We start from the raw sequence: 14,358 nt of genomic DNA, 5'->3' as shown, positions 1-14,358 counted from the left end.
CATCGTTATTATGATGCAGAAGGTATCCAGCAGTATATTTCGCCTGACCCGATAGGGTTGGGTGGGGGAATAAGACCTCAGGGTTATGTGCATAATCCTCTGGAGTGGGTTGATCCGCTGGGGTTGAGTGGATGTCCGGGCGAGAAGAACAAAAAAACAACATATGAAGGTGCCAGCCGTCGTGATGCATTTAGGGAAGCGAAACGAGATGCAGGGATATCAGTGAGCCAACAGCCTCGTAATGTAACTAGGCCTGACCTTCTTGATGGTAACGGTAATGTAATGCTGGATAAGAATGGGTTACCGATTAAAACTAGACAATATGAGTTCGTCAATAATAAAGGCGAAAGAATATTCATACAGGAACATAGTTTAGGTCATACAAAAGCAACACCTTTACATGGCGCTGATCCACACTTCAATGTAAGGCCAGCGTGACCAGCTCCCCGTTGATTAATACACCTCAATGTTAGTAATGTCTTCATTAGCAACGTGAGGGCATCCCCATGAAGAAGCGTTTTTCCGACGAACAGATCATCAGTATCCTCAGAGAGGCCGAAGCCGGGGTTTCTGCCCGGGAACTCTGCCGCAAGCATGCTATTTCAGACGCCACCTTCTACACCTGGCGCAAGAAGTTTGGCGGCATGGAACTACCAGAAGTGAAGCGGCTTAAGTCACTTGAAGAGGAGAACGCACGACTCAAGAAGCTCCTCGCCGAAGCCATGCTGGATAAGGAGGCGCTTCAGGTGGCTCTGGGCCGAAAGTTCTGACGACAGACCAGAAGCGGGAAGCCGTGGAAGTCATGTGTGAGGAGACGGGTCTGTCGCAACGTCGTGCATGCAGTCTGACAGGTTTGTCCCTGTCAACCTGCCGTTATGAAGCTCAGCGTCCGGCTGCTGACGCGCAGTTATCTGTGCGCATCACTGAGCTTACGCTCGAACGCCGGCGATTTGGTTACCGGCGTATCTGGCAGCTTCTGCGGCGTGAAGGCCTTTGCGTTAATCACAAGCGCGTATACCGCATTTACCACCTTAATGGCCTGAGCGTAAAGCGCAGACGGCGTCGTAAAGGGCTGGCGACTGAGCGGCTTCCGCTTCTACGCCCGGATGTGCCGAACCTAATCTGGTCGATGGATTTTGTCATGGATGCACTTGCCAGCGGTCGCCGGATTAAGTGTCTGACCTGTGTGGATGATTTTACTAAGGAGTGCCTGACGATCACCGCCGCATTCGGGATTCCAGGCGCACAGGTCACGCGTATTCTCGACAGCATTGCAATATTTCGTGGCTATCCGGCGACGATAAGAACCGATCAGGGCCCGGAGTTTATCTGCCGTGCGCTGGATCAATGGGCCTTTGAGCATGGTGTGGAGTTGCGATTAATCCAGCCGGGGAAACCAACGCAGAACGGATTTATTGAGAGTTTTAACGGTCGCTTTCGCGATGAATGTCTGAATGAGCACTGGTTCAGCGATATCGTTCACGCCCGGAAAACCATTAATGACTGGCGGCAGGATTATAACGAGTGTCGTCCACATTCAGCACTGAATTATCAGACGCCATCAGAGTTTGCAGCACGGTGGCGAAACGGGAAATTGGACAGTAAGAATTCAGATATTACTAACTAACAGTTGTATCTAATACTGGGGGCAGGTCAAGCGGATCCTATAACAGGAGCTGCGTTAGATACTAAAACCCCTCCTGGGGTACATGGGCACTACAATTTCCTTAGAGGATACTGATTATGTGGTTTGAACATGCTATAGGGAAAGAAAAGGTTAAGTTTATGTTTGGTAATGAGTTTTCATTGCTGGATTTAGAGTTGGTTTCATTTTCTTTTAACTTTTCGAGTTTGTACTTAAGTTTTTCTTGTCGAAATATTCCTGAGAAATACCCTAAGAAATGGGATGCTGATGGTTTTAATTCATTATTACTAAGTATTACCTTATCTGAGATTTTCTTTTTTGAAAGTAAAGGTGCTAATGTTATGTTTACTTCAACGCCAATAATTAAAACAGATAAGGAATATTCGATTGTTGAAATTAAAAATCCTAAGCTTTACTTTTACTGTAAATCAAAGTTTTTAACAATTAATGATATTAAGCCTTATATTGATGATCGCTGGGACTGAATTCAGTTAAATGATAAAAAGCCGGAAGTGATCACAACGATCCTTCCGGCTTTTTATTTTATATGTTGGTTAGTCGCTACAGATTAATCTGCGTCTCAATAATAATCCTGCCCCGCTCCACCGTGACGGGCATCCCGGTCATAAAGCCCGATTCTTCCAGCCAGCGGCCTTTCAGGTTGATGGCCGACGGCGGGTTGGGCCTGCCGTTTTGCGGGGCGTATCCCACCGTGTAGTAACGTTCTGTTTTGGTTGCTTTATTTACCGCACTATCTAACTTAGAATGTGTCTCAGCTATAGTCAACTTTCTCGTCGACGGGCGGTAGCGTGTGCGATTACCTGCACTATGACGACTGAATGAAGGCAACTTACAGCCGATACAGGTAGTACGACGCGGGAATCGGATGAATTGTTGCACTTGACCCGATAGGGTTGGCGGGGGTATCCGACCTCAGGGTTATGTGAATAATCCGCTGGAGTGGGTGGATCCGCTGGGGTTGAATTCGGATAAATGTCCTCAGTCACCAGAAAATAGCCAAAAGTCAACGTCTAAAAAACCGAATATTTCAACGAAAATTCACGACGGCGCGCAAGGTAAACATATACCGGGTCATAATAACTATGTTGAAGGTAAGAGTGTTATTGATGCTAAACCTCAGGAGTTGTTAGACAACTATCATTCAGGAAATGTTAATACCACTAGGGTGATTAATGATAATAAAGTAAAAGTGGATTTTGGTGACGTGATCGGTACTCATAAAGATATGAATGGGGCTAGCACTCCCACATCATGGGGTATAATTCATAGTGGGAAAAATGGCGCTCACATTGTTCCAGCTTTACCAGATGCTCTTTAGGTTGATTGTAAAATGAATATGAAAGATCTGAAATTAACAATATTTAACTCCTTGTTGGGGAATGTTAATAATAATGTTAGAGCGTTAGCATATGATTATTATGATAATAAAATAATCATACTTGGATATTTGGATACAGATCCTGATGATGATGATTATGAAGTTATCGATATAGCAATAAGTGAAATAATGGCGTCATATCCTGATCTGGAAAGTCAAGAAATTAACTTGGTTAAATCATATGAGCCAATTGGTAAGTTGAAATCTTACCAAGGCTGGGTATTTGTGAGAAATGAAAATTAGTTAGATAGTAATTGGTAAACAATATTAACAAAAAGCCAGAAGTGATCGTAACGCTCCTTCCGGCTATTCCGCCCCGTGCGGCCCCCGCCGGGGGCCTCCCTGTTCAACCTCTTCTCCTACGGGCTTCGCCAGCCCGCACCCGGCAGACGCTTCACCGTCCCACAGCAAGCTGTGGAACGGCTCGCGCCGCGTTAAAAAGCCGGTTCAACAGCAAACGACTAATGGCAGCGGCTGACACCGCTGCCATGATGCGGGGCAGGCAGGGAAGTCACCGCGTGGCGGTAGCGTGTCCGAGGGTAAAAGTGCGCGTCGGGGCTGTAGGGTTAAGGTGCTGTTAATACTGTAAAACGCGCTTTAAAAAGTGATTGCCGTCAGCGGGTTAAGTGCGTTAAAAAGTATGACGGCGTCAGGATCGTCCCGATGACCCGATAGGGCTGGGTGGGGGCATCCGACCACAGTCCTATGTGCATAACCCATTGGAGTGGGTTGATCCCTTTGGGTTAAGTGGCTCTCCCGCCGAATTATTGAATAGGAAAATGCGTGCGCTTGAGAAAGCGCAGAAAACAGCAGTAAATGTAAGGGAGTTGCCTGATGGCCGTATCCGTTATTACGATAAGGAAGCTCCAGCAAGGACAGCAGGGCCGACGCGTGGTCGTTCCCATGTAACAGAATGGAATCCATCGAATGGTAACGTCAGAAGTTGGGAAGAAACTTATGACCATTCGGGTAAGGTTAATCGCGTACATCCTAAAATGAGTAATGGGGAAGTTTTAGATAAACCACACTACCCACCGACAAAATCAGATATTGATGCCGGAAAAGCAACTCCATCAGGCAAGGCTATAGATCAGAGTAAGCAATGTAAGGGGAAGAAATGAAGAAAGATCTGAAACGATTATTTCTTGATGGATTAAATTTCCTCTTGAAAGAAGACTACCAACCTTCAAATATTGCCAGATATGCTTACACGTTTTATCTTGATTATGATATTGATGATGAAAAGTTAGAATATGTAGTTGATTATCTAAAGGGAATGGAAGCTGGCCCTGAGTTTGAATTAACAAAAGATGAATTAAATGAATTTATAAAAACTAATTTATCTTAATAAAAAAGCCGGAAGTGATCTCCGATTCTTCCGGCTTTTTATTTTTATCTGCCAGTATTGTCGCGCAAGGTTACGCCATCATCAATCCTTGCTCCGCCCGAATAATCACCATCTTACCGGGCAGCAGTTCAATATTAACGACTGGCCGAGCAAGCCGCTGCGGGTCAACCAGTCGCCCGCCAGCGTCAGTTCGCCGTTGTCGCCCACCCAGTCCGCCCCCTCACTGTCCGTCCAACTCTGCCAACAGCGCGGCGATATCGGTATCCTCACTGAGCCGGGTCAGTATCAACCCGTTGCGGTACAGGCTGATACGGAACAGCTCGCCGGGGTGACCAACAGTCAGGGGCAGGACTGGCTGTATGAGTTTGACGCCAGCGGCCAACTGAGCGGGGAGCGGCATTACGACGGGCGGGCGTATCGTTACGGTTATGATGCGGGCTACCGGCGGGGCAGCTACTGGCGTGGTCGTCGGGGCGGTTGTCGTGTAAGTATCCCGGTAAAACGGCCCATTCACTTTCAGAGATCTTCCGGCATACTGATTATGTCCGCTGAGGAGATCACCATGCGTAAAGCCCGATTCACCGAACACCAGATCATTGCTGTTCTGAAGTCCGTCGAAGCCGGACGTACCGTTAAGGATGTCTGCCGCGAGGCCGGGATCTCTGAGGCCTCGTACTACAACTGGAAAGCGAAGTTTGGCGGTATGGAAGCCTCTGATATCAAAAAGATGAAAGACCTTGAGGATGAAAACCGCCGGCTGAAACAGATGTTTGCGGACCTGAGTCTCGAGTGCCGTGCACTGAAAGACGTTATTGAAAAAAAGCTTTAAAACCAGCGATAAAGCGTGAACTGGTCAGCTATCTGACCGCGCAGTTTGCCATGAGCTTACGTCAGGCATGCAGGACATTGTCGCTGAGCAGGACGGCATTTCGTTATCAGCCGGATACGCGACGTGATGAGCCAGTCATTATGGCACTGACCGTGGCGGCTGAACGCTATCCGCGATACGGATTTAAAAAGCTTTTTCAGGTGCTGCGCAGGCAGGGCAACAGCTGGAACCATAAGCGCGTTCACCGTATTTACTGCCTGCTGAAACTAAATTTTCGCCGTAAGGGAAAACAGCGCCTGCCGGTGCGTAATCCAGCTCCGCTGGCGACGCCAGAGGCGATGAACCAGAGCTGGTCCATTGATTTTATGCACGATGCGCTGGTGTGCGGCAGACGCTTCCGGACCTTCAACGTAGTGGATGATTTTAACCGCGAAGCGCTGGCGATCGAAATTGACCTGAATATCCCGGCGCAGCGGGTCGTGAGAGTGCTGGACAGGATCGTGGCAAACCGTGGATATCCGCTGAAAATGCGGATGGATAACGGTCCGGAACTGGTCTCGCTGACGCTGGCACAATGGGCAGAAGAGCATGGAGTGATACTGGAATTTATCAGGCCCGGCAAGCCGACACAGAATGCGTTTATCGAAAGGTTCAACCGGACGTACCGGACAGAAATACTGGATTTTTATTTATTCAGAACGCTGAATGAAGCACGGGAAATTACAGAGCGCTGGCTGGCTGAATATAACGGCGAGCGCCCCCACGAATCCCTGAATAACCTGACGCCGGAAGAGTACCGGCTGATAGCTGAAAAACCGGAACTCTCAAAAAGTGCGTGGAACTAAAACAGGTATGCTTACAATTTCACAAGAATAAGAGGTGGTGATTATAAAAATCAAAACACAGGAGAAATATGGAGTAAAAGTAATACCACTCACAGCGATAAGCTTGGTGAGTGGAAGGTTGGGATAGGAAAAAACGCACCTACTCCGAGTAAAAAAATTACAGTGGGGATGAGCGATGGAAAAATCATTAAAGTTGACAAGTAGTGATTTCAATTTAGCTAATATTAACTTTAGCTCATTTAGCTCATCAAATAAATGGGTTGGTTGTTTTGAAAAAAACACATCATTTACTCTATCATTAATTGATGAATCTATAAAAATAGTGAGTGATTTTTTTTCTCCATATTGGGGAGGTTTTTTTGCTCTATCAGCCTTATCTTTTGATGATGAAAGAGAAACTGATAAAAATATAATAAAAAAATATGGGGAGATATATAATAATGCTAAAGCTAATGACTATTTGAAACCGTTGAGTAATGATTTTGAAAGTTATTTATATGGTGACATTCTACTTCCGGTGTCTTCATTAAGTCTGCATTTTGATAATAATAAATTTATGGATATTTGTAAATTGATTATGGGGCATGGAGGTGTGTTAGGTCAGGTTTTTTTTATGGTTAATTTAAAATTAAATTTGGCGATATACCCTCATAATGACTTGGGGTTTGGTATTATATCTTTTGATGAGGATGATGCTTTTTGTCAGTCTTTTTTAAGTTCCCTCAGTGGAAATAAGAAATTTAATGTAATTACATGAATTTTTATCAAATTCATAATAAGTGGTACTTTTATATCCGGAAAGATCTAACGATCCTTCCGGCTATTTTATTGTTACGCCAGCATAATTCTTCGCTCCGCCCGAATAATCATCTTACCGGGCAGCAGTTCAATATTTAACGACTGGCCGAGCAACCCGCCGCGGGTCAGCCAGTCGCCCGCCAGAGTCAGCTCGCCGTTATCGCGCATCCAGTCCGCGCCCTCGCTATCGTGGTCGTCCAGTTCTGCCAGCAGCGCGGCGATGATATCGTTATGATGCGTTCGGATGGCGGATAAGCAAGGTGCAGGATGGGCTGCGGTAAATTCTGTTTTCGCTTATTTAGTCGCGCCGTCTGACTTAAAATGCATTTCAGCCATGGTCAACGCCTCCCAGTTGGTTGTGATGAACGGCGTTAGTGTGGTCGCAGGAACAAATATATAAACATTTTTGATGTTAATAATGTTGAGTCTTATTAAGGAGAGAAAATAATAATGAAAAAGTATATTAAAATTTTATTCGCTACGCTGGCGCTGGGAATGCCATTAATGGCGGTGAGTGATGAGCCTCAATGGCTGGAAGGCGTATTTGTCAATCAGGATAAAAATGCGCTGGCGAAAACTCTGACTTTTTGTCCGGCAGGCCAGGCTCTTTTTGATTTTATTCGAGCCGCTTATATTATCGAGGGAAGGGATGATGACCGAATTATCACCTTGTATTCTAATGGCGCTTTCCGACTGAAAGTCTCGGATAAGGGCAATGAATTATTACCAGAGAATGATTTTACCAAAGAGTGGCTGACGAAAAGCAGTCTGAAGCATGATCCCAACCAGCAGTACGAGTGCAAACCTCGTTTTTGAATGAGTATCGAAAACTGAATCCGTTATCAAGTTTCTTCCCGGCAACCATCAACTCAGACAACATTACTGACACGTACGCCACTTTCTGGAAATCAACGGCGGTCAGGGAGCTCTACCATTCGACGCGCAAGAGCGGCTGGCATGGGTGCGGTTGCCACTTAATGGTGTGTTAGCTTTTACTGGACCAAAACACCAAAGGGGAGTAGCGCTCCACTGGCCAACACATCGGTCGGCGTCAGAGCGGGGTTTCTTCCAGTATCAGCGGCCAGTGAACATAGCTTTGCCAGCGGCTTTCCTGCTCCAGTGCTTCTGCCCGTAACGGATGTTGGGCCATCCAGCCGGCAGGCAAAATGACTCGTAAACTTTCGCCTTCGACGCGCAGACGTACTGCAGGCAACGTATCGTCACGGCGGCGGCTGGCAAAAATAATCGCCAGACGGAGCAGGCGACACAGGTGCTGGGCCTGTATCACCGGCAATGCATTTTGTTGACTGAGTGGCATCAGGTCGACAGGATTGCTTTGATTTTGTAACAGCGTAGCCAGTAGTTTCTTTTGCGCGGGGGTAAAGCCGGGAAGATCGCTGTTGCGGATGAGATAGGCCGCATGTTGAGGAGACTGGCGAAAATCGATGCTCAGACCAATTTCGTGGACCAGACAGGCACTTTGCAATAGCTCACGACATCGATCGTCCAACTGCCAGTCGCGCGCGACCTGTTGCAGAAAGTTGTCGGCCAGCGAACCCACCCGATTGGCTTGTTCGCGGTCCAACAGATAACGACGCTGTAAATTATGCAGCGTCCGATGGCGGATATCCTGATCAATCGGTAGATGAAGCATGCCATACACCAGACCTTCACGCAGTGCGCCTCCAGCCAGCGTCATGGTTTTTATGCCGAGTTCCTGAAATATGGCCAGCAGAATCGCCAGCCCGCTGGGAAAAACCAGGGCTCTTTCCAGCGTCAGGCCTTCAATCTCGAGCTCTTCCAGCTTATCGCACTGGATAGCATGCTGTTTTAGCTGCTGGAGTTTTGTCAGCGTGATGTATTCATCCATCCCCTGCGCGACCATAATCTCCTGCAACGCCTGCACCGTACCTGATGCGCCGACGCAGATTTGCCAGCCCTGTTCACGCAGAGATGCGGCGACCGGGCGCAGCATTTCGCGAGCCGCCTGTTCGGCGCGCTCAAAATTACCTGCTTCCAGATTACGATCGCTAAAATAACGTTCCAGCCAGGTCACGCAGCCCATGGGCAAGCTGATGAGCCTGGTTGCCTTGGCGCCCACGCCGGTAGCCAGTTCTGTACTGCCGCCGCCGATATCAACGACCAGACGCTGCTCTGGTCCGCCGGTGGTGTGGGCAACGCCCTGATAGATCAGCCGGGCTTCTTCTTCACCGCTGATAACCTGAATCGGTAACCCCAGAATTTGCTGGGCCTGTTGCAGAAATTCGTCAGCGTTGGTGGCCAGCCGTAAGGTTGCCGTCGCGACAACGCGTACCTGTTCCCGTGGAATATCCTGCAATCGTTCTGAAAACAATTGCAGACACTGCCAGCCCCGCTGCATCGCTTCCTGCGATAACCGACTCTGCTTATCCAATCCTGCGGCAAGACGAACTTTTCGTTTTATCTTTGCCAGCGTCTGAATGCTGCCTGCGATTTCCCGAACCACCAGCATATGAAAGCTGTTGGAGCCGAGATCGATAGCCGCATAAAGTGAAGAGGAGCTTAGCATTCGCGATCAACCTGGTCGTTTACGATTATTACGTGGCGCTCCGCTACGGCGCGGCGCGTTGCTTCTGCGCGGGCCGCTATTGGAGCGAGGCGGGCGCGTTAAGCGCTTCGGTGCCGGTAAATCGTTAAGTAATGCATCGCTGTTGTATTTGCTGACCGGAATACCGTGACCGATGTAGGTTTCGATAGCGGGCAGATTCAACGCGTATTCTTCACACGCCAGACTGATGGAGAAACCGCTTTGACCTGCGCGGCCGGTACGGCCAATACGGTGAACATAGTCTTCACAGTCATCCGGCAGGTCGTAGTTGAAGACGTGTGTGACTGACGGAATATGCAGGCCACGCGCCGCTACGTCGGTCGCAACCAGAATATCCAGATTGCCATTGGTGAAGTCATCCAGAATACGCAGACGTTTTTTCTGCGCCACGTCACCCGTCAGCAGACCAACGCGATGACCATCGGCGGCCAGGTGGCCCCAGATATCTTCACAACGGTGTTTAGTATTAGCAAAAATAATGCAGCGATCCGGCCACTCTTCCTCGAGCAGCGTCTGGAGCAGGCGCATTTTTTCTTCATTGGACGGATAGAACAGCTCTTCTGTGATGCGGTGGCCGGTTTTTTGTTCCGGTTCGACCTCCACATACTCGGCATTATTCATTTGTTCAAAAGCGAGTTCGCGTACGCGGTAGGAAAGCGTCGCGGAAAAGAGCATGTTCAGGCGCTGCGTTACCGGCGGCATCCGACGGAACAGCCAGCGGATATCTTTGATAAAGCCCAGATCATACATGCGGTCGGCTTCATCCAGAATCACGACCTGGATTGCACCCAGATTAATATGATTCTGTTTGGTGTAGTCGATCAGACGGCCCGTAGTGCCGATCAGGATATCGACGCCGCTTTCCAGCACCTTGAGTTGTTTGTCATAGCCATCGCCGCCATAAGCCAGACCGAGTTTCAGTCCTGTCAGGCGGGAAAGGGCTTCTGCGTCAGAGTGGATTTGCACGGCTAATTCACGGGTCGGCGCCATAATTAAGGCGCGCGGCTGATTGGTCTGACGCTCTGCATTTGCAGGGTGTGAAAGCAGATAATGGAAAGTAGACGCGAGAAAAGCTAGCGTCTTGCCTGTACCGGTTTGCGCCTGACCTGCTACATCACGCCCTGACAAAGCCAGTGGCAATGTTAACGCCTGGATAGGCGTGCAGTTATGAAACCCTTTACTTTCAAGAGCTTCGATAACCCGCGGGTGCAGGGCGAAGTCGGAAAACTTCTGTTCTGTTAAGTGTGTTTTGCTCATAGTGTGGTAGAATATCAGCTAACTATTGCTTTACGAAAGCGTATCCGGTGAAATAAAGTCAACCTTATTGTTGGTTAATGCTACACCAACAAGGTAGACATAATCCTGTGGAGTAAAACATGAGCGATAAAATTATTCACCTGACTGATGGCAGTTTCGATACGGAAGTATTGCAGGCTGAGGGCGTAACCCTGGTTGATTTCTGGGCTGAGTGGTGTGGTCCCTGTAAAATGATCGCTCCGATTCTGGATGAAATTGCAGAAGAATTCGAAGGTAAACTGACGGTTGCCAAGCTCAATATCGATGAAAACCCGGCAACTGCACCGAAATATGGTATCCGTGGTATTCCTACTTTGCTGTTGTTCAAGAATGGTGAAGTTGCAGCGACCAAAGTCGGCGCTCTGTCTAAAGGACAATTGAAAGAGTTCCTGACCGCCAATCTGTAATTCGTCCTACATTCCTGAGGGTGGCATAATTCTCCATTGACCGCTTGCCGCCCGTCAGGAAGCGTGCTAGATTCGTCAATACTGCATATCGTACTTACCTACGTTTAAGCCCTTAGGCTTAAGCCTGAAAGTTTGAATCTAAAGTATTATTCTGTGTCAAAATCGGAAAGTCATTGATTTACAAAAATGTTCGTTATCTGGTTTGGACAATCTAATAGTTTTAAAATAACTGGTTTTATGTATCTTCGAAATCCTTTGCTGTCGTTTTGTGCAGATTCTGCATGCGTTAAGAACGCAACAAAACGGGCATACCCAATAGATTTCGAGGTGCAGGAAGGCGGCAGCCGAGTGAATCCTCAGAAGCTTACATTAGTAAGCGGCTGGGGCGAATGAAGGTAGCCAACGCGCCTGCAGCTTGAAAGATGACGGGTATATGGGTGATCGAAGGTTATTATAGAGGCACGGATGACCCTGCCATACCATTCACGTTAATAGTTCGAGATTTACCCCGAGTTTAAGAACCCACCATTATGAATCTTACCGAATTAAAGAATACGCCGGTTTCTGAGTTGATTACTCTTGGCGAAAATATGGGATTGGAAAACCTCGCTCGCATGCGCAAGCAGGATATTATTTTTGCCATCCTCAAGCAGCACGCGAAAAGTGGCGAGGATATTTTCGGCGACGGTGTGCTGGAGATATTGCAGGATGGCTTTGGCTTCCTCCGTTCTGCAGACAGTTCCTACCTTGCCGGTCCTGATGATATCTACGTTTCCCCCAGTCAAATCCGCCGTTTTAACCTTCGTACTGGTGACACCATTTCAGGCAAAATCCGGCCGCCAAAAGAAGGTGAACGCTATTTTGCCCTGCTGAAAGTCAACGAAGTCAACTACGACAAACCAGAAAACGCCCGCAGTAAAATCCTGTTTGAAAACCTCACTCCCCTGCACGCGAATTCTCGCCTGCGGATGGAACGTGGTAATGGTTCAACAGAAGATTTGACGGCCCGGGTGCTGGATTTGGCCGCGCCTATCGGCCGTGGTCAGCGCGGTCTGATTGTTGCTCCGCCAAAAGCAGGTAAAACCATGCTGTTGCAGAATATTGCACAAAGCATTGCTTACAACCATCCTGACTGCGTGCTGATGGTGCTGCTGATTGACGAACGTCCGGAAGAAGTGACCGAGATGCAGCGTCTGGTTAAAGGTGAAGTCGTTGCTTCTACCTTTGATGAACCCGCTTCTCGCCACGTTCAGGTTGCCGAAATGGTAATCGAAAAAGCGAAGCGCCTGGTCGAGCACAAAAAAGACGTCATCATTCTGCTGGACTCTATTACACGTCTGGCACGTGCTTATAACACCGTGGTGCCTGCTTCCGGCAAGGTATTGACCGGTGGTGTGGACGCCAACGCCCTGCATCGTCCAAAACGTTTTTTTGGTGCGGCCCGTAACGTTGAAGAAGGCGGCAGCTTGACGATCATTGCAACCGCACTGGTCGATACCGGTTCAAAAATGGACGAAGTCATTTACGAAGAGTTTAAAGGCACCGGTAATATGGAGCTGCATCTCGCACGTAAAATTGCTGAAAAACGCGTATTCCCGGCTATCGATTACAACCGTTCCGGTACGCGTAAAGAAGAATTGCTGACCACGTCTGAAGAACTACAGAAGATGTGGATTCTGCGTAAGATTATCCACCCGATGGGTGAGATTGATGCGATGGAGTTCCTGATTAACAAGTTGGCGATGACCAAAACCAACGATGAATTCTTCGATATGATGAAGCGTTCGTAAATCACGAATGGACTCGGGGAACGCCACGCTGGGTCGTGGCGTTTTTTATGCCGGACTATTCCTGCCCCTTTCGGTCGTCGCAAGCGATGTTTAAAATCGCTCCCGGCGATTTTTTATATCCAAGCCTGTAAAATGGTTATTTGAGCCATAAAGGTTATAAACTGCGTTCTTTTTAGACTATGCTGATCGCTTGGGAAGCAGGCCATAGGATTGTGGCCTTGCTGAACGGAAATGTATCAATGCGATTGATAGTATTTAAGGCGTAAACCGAGCATATATTGAGCAGCCATAGCGAAGCTGTGAACGGTGAATTTACTCATTATGAGTATCGAATTATTAATCATTTTCCTGTTTTCTCTGGGCTTTCTGTTTTTTGCTCGCCAGGTGGCGAGAAAGATAGGACTTGTCGATCGCCCGAACTACCGTAAACGGCATCAGGGGCTGATTCCTCTGGTGGGAGGTATCTCCGTGTTCGCAGGGATCTGCTTTACCTTTCTGATCACCGATTACTACATTCCCAATTTCCGTCTTTACCTGCTTTGTGCCGGTGTTTTGGTGTTTGTCGGCGCACTGGATGACCGTTTTGATATCAGCGTGAAAATCCGTGCTGTCGTACAGGCATGTGTCGCGGCCATCATGATGGGGTTTGCGGGGCTTTCTTTGCATAACCTCGGGCATATTTTTGGTCCTTGGGAAATGGGATTGGGGCCTTTTGGCTATCTGGTCACGCTGTTTGCGGTCTGGGCCGCAATTAATGCCTTCAATATGGTTGATGGGATTGATGGGTTGCTGGGCGGGCTATCCTGTGTCTCATTTGGCGCAATGGGGATATTGCTCTATCTGGGCGGTCATATGAATCTGGCGCTGTGGTGCTTTGCCATGATCGCCGCTACGCTTCCCTATATTCTGCTGAATCTCGGCGTTTTCGGTAAACGATACAAAGTCTTTATGGGTGATGCCGGGAGTACCATGATCGGTTTCACGGCTATCTGGATCCTGATTCAGACCACGCAAGGTAAACAGCACCCGATTAATCCTGTTACCGCATTGTGGATTATTGCGATTCCCCTCATTGATATGATCGCGATTATGTATCGCCGCCTGCATAAAGGGATGAGTCCGTTTTCTCCCGATCGCCAGCATATCCATCATTTGATGATGCGGGCCGGCTTTACTTCTCGACAGGCTTTTGTGTTGATTACGCTGGCGGCCGCGTTATTAGCCGCAGTTGGTGTGCTTGGAGAATACCTCTCCTTTGTGCCAGAATGGGTAATGTTGGCATTATTCTTGCTTACGTTTTTGCTCTATGGCTACTGCCTGAAACGCGCATGGCGAGTCGCTCGTTTTATCAAGCGCATCAAGCGTCGAATGCGGAATGCCGATGAGCAAAAGCAGTTCCCTTGACCAAATAACC

17 protein-coding genes and 2 pseudogenes are annotated in these 14,358 nt (G+C 48.1%); 14 read left to right on the top strand and 5 right to left on the bottom strand.

The genetic code is table 11. The annotated features are described in order from the left end of the window. The 3 genes from B4923_RS13440 to B4923_RS13430 all read left to right on the top strand — a co-directional run. On the top strand, window positions 1-438 hold a 438-nt coding region (locus tag B4923_RS13440; RefSeq protein WP_245929581.1), incomplete at its 5' end, for an HNH/endonuclease VII fold putative polymorphic toxin. A 68-nt stretch (window positions 439-506) separates the two neighbouring features. Continuing rightward, window positions 507-1,627 (top strand): IS3 family transposase gene (locus B4923_RS13435; protein ID WP_109054866.1). Its coding sequence is split into 2 segments (ribosomal slippage): window positions 507-765 and window positions 765-1,627, totalling 1,122 coding nucleotides; the frame shifts between segments, so codons are not numbered across the junction. A gap of 116 nt (window positions 1,628-1,743) precedes the next feature. Further along, entirely contained in the window at window positions 1,744-2,130 is a 387-nt protein-coding gene (locus B4923_RS13430) for an Imm50 family immunity protein (protein WP_109054865.1), read from the top strand. A gap of 76 nt (window positions 2,131-2,206) precedes the next feature. On the opposite strand, the gene B4923_RS13425 is transcribed toward B4923_RS13430, so the two are convergent. Then, the gene (locus B4923_RS13425; RefSeq protein ID WP_109054878.1) at window positions 2,207-2,425 is read right to left on the bottom strand and encodes a SymE family type I addiction module toxin; all 219 of its coding nucleotides are present in this window, start codon (window positions 2,423-2,425) and stop codon (window positions 2,207-2,209) included. Window positions 2,426-2,588: 163 nt separating this feature from the next. On the opposite strand from B4923_RS13425, the gene B4923_RS20990 reads away from it, so the two are divergent. The 5 genes and pseudogenes from B4923_RS20990 to B4923_RS13405 all read left to right on the top strand — a co-directional run bounded on the left by B4923_RS20990 (window position 2,589) and on the right by B4923_RS13405 (window position 4,392). Further along, on the top strand, window positions 2,589-2,984 hold the full coding sequence (locus B4923_RS20990) for a polymorphic toxin type 50 domain-containing protein (RefSeq protein WP_211313955.1): 396 nt from the start codon (window positions 2,589-2,591) through the stop codon (window positions 2,982-2,984). A gap of 12 nt (window positions 2,985-2,996) precedes the next feature. Continuing rightward, window positions 2,997-3,287, top strand: a complete 291-nt coding sequence (locus B4923_RS13415; protein WP_109054864.1) for a MafI2 family immunity protein — start codon at window positions 2,997-2,999, stop codon at window positions 3,285-3,287. Between the two features lie 422 nt (window positions 3,288-3,709). After that, window positions 3,710-3,799: pseudogene (locus tag B4923_RS21325) on the top strand (RHS repeat-associated core domain-containing protein); the annotation flags it as partial. Window positions 3,800-3,823: 24 nt separating this feature from the next. After that, window positions 3,824-4,165 carry a hypothetical protein gene (locus B4923_RS13410; protein WP_211313954.1) on the top strand — a complete coding sequence of 114 codons (342 nt, stop codon included), beginning with the start codon at window positions 3,824-3,826 and terminating at the stop codon, window positions 4,163-4,165. Beyond that, window positions 4,162-4,392: a hypothetical protein gene (locus B4923_RS13405; protein WP_109054863.1), complete on the top strand. Its 231-nt coding sequence runs from the start codon at window positions 4,162-4,164 to the stop codon at window positions 4,390-4,392. The genes B4923_RS13410 and B4923_RS13405 overlap by 4 nt, the downstream gene beginning before the upstream one ends. Window positions 4,393-4,462: 70 nt before the next feature. Here the strand turns inward: B4923_RS13405 and B4923_RS13400 are convergent. Further along, window positions 4,463-4,792, bottom strand: a pseudogene (locus B4923_RS13400) (SymE family type I addiction module toxin). Window positions 4,793-4,954: 162 nt separating this feature from the next. Here B4923_RS13400 and B4923_RS13395 point away from each other — a divergent pair. Both B4923_RS13395 and B4923_RS13390 read left to right on the top strand, forming a co-directional pair. Further along, window positions 4,955-6,066 (top strand): IS3 family transposase gene (locus B4923_RS13395; protein ID WP_109054862.1). Its coding sequence is split into 2 segments (ribosomal slippage): window positions 4,955-5,216 and window positions 5,216-6,066, totalling 1,113 coding nucleotides; the frame shifts between segments, so codons are not numbered across the junction. Between the two features lie 175 nt (window positions 6,067-6,241). Further along, window positions 6,242-6,823, top strand: a complete 582-nt coding sequence (locus tag B4923_RS13390) for a hypothetical protein (protein ID WP_109054861.1) — start codon at window positions 6,242-6,244, stop codon at window positions 6,821-6,823. A 74-nt stretch (window positions 6,824-6,897) separates the two neighbouring features. Here B4923_RS13390 and B4923_RS13385 read toward each other — a convergent pair whose 3' ends face one another. Next, entirely contained in the window at window positions 6,898-7,065 is a 168-nt protein-coding gene (locus B4923_RS13385; RefSeq protein WP_342752524.1) for a SymE family type I addiction module toxin, read from the bottom strand. A gap of 249 nt (window positions 7,066-7,314) precedes the next feature. Between B4923_RS13385 and B4923_RS13380 the strand changes: the two genes are divergently transcribed. After that, window positions 7,315-7,680, top strand: a complete 366-nt coding sequence (locus tag B4923_RS13380) for a hypothetical protein (RefSeq protein WP_109054859.1) — start codon at window positions 7,315-7,317, stop codon at window positions 7,678-7,680. A 235-nt stretch (window positions 7,681-7,915) separates the two neighbouring features. On the opposite strand, the gene ppx is transcribed toward B4923_RS13380, so the two are convergent. Beyond that, window positions 7,916-9,412: an exopolyphosphatase gene (gene ppx / locus B4923_RS13375; RefSeq protein ID WP_109054858.1), complete on the bottom strand. Its 1,497-nt coding sequence runs from the start codon at window positions 9,410-9,412 to the stop codon at window positions 7,916-7,918. A gap of 6 nt (window positions 9,413-9,418) precedes the next feature. Then, window positions 9,419-10,708: an ATP-dependent RNA helicase RhlB gene (gene rhlB / locus B4923_RS13370; protein WP_109054857.1), complete on the bottom strand. Its 1,290-nt coding sequence runs from the start codon at window positions 10,706-10,708 to the stop codon at window positions 9,419-9,421. A 119-nt stretch (window positions 10,709-10,827) separates the two neighbouring features. Between rhlB and trxA the strand changes: the two genes are divergently transcribed. The 3 genes from trxA (at window position 10,828) to wecA (ending at window position 14,348) form a co-directional block, all read left to right on the top strand. Beyond that, on the top strand, window positions 10,828-11,154 hold the full coding sequence (gene trxA / locus B4923_RS13365) for a thioredoxin TrxA (RefSeq protein ID WP_109054856.1): 327 nt from the start codon (window positions 10,828-10,830) through the stop codon (window positions 11,152-11,154). Window positions 11,155-11,684: 530 nt separating this feature from the next. After that, entirely contained in the window at window positions 11,685-12,944 is a 1,260-nt protein-coding gene (rho, locus tag B4923_RS13360; RefSeq protein ID WP_109054855.1) for a transcription termination factor Rho, read from the top strand. A 306-nt stretch (window positions 12,945-13,250) separates the two neighbouring features. After that, on the top strand, window positions 13,251-14,348 hold the full coding sequence (wecA, locus tag B4923_RS13355) for a UDP-N-acetylglucosamine--undecaprenyl-phosphate N-acetylglucosaminephosphotransferase (RefSeq protein WP_109054854.1): 1,098 nt from the start codon (window positions 13,251-13,253) through the stop codon (window positions 14,346-14,348). Window positions 14,349-14,358: the final 10 nt, after the last annotated feature.

This window comes from Brenneria roseae subsp. americana (assembly GCF_003115815.1).
Taxonomy (GTDB): domain Bacteria; phylum Pseudomonadota; class Gammaproteobacteria; order Enterobacterales; family Enterobacteriaceae; genus Brenneria; species Brenneria roseae.
The sequence above is the reverse complement of the archived record's forward strand: the minus strand, read 5'-3'. Positions and strand labels throughout refer to the sequence as shown.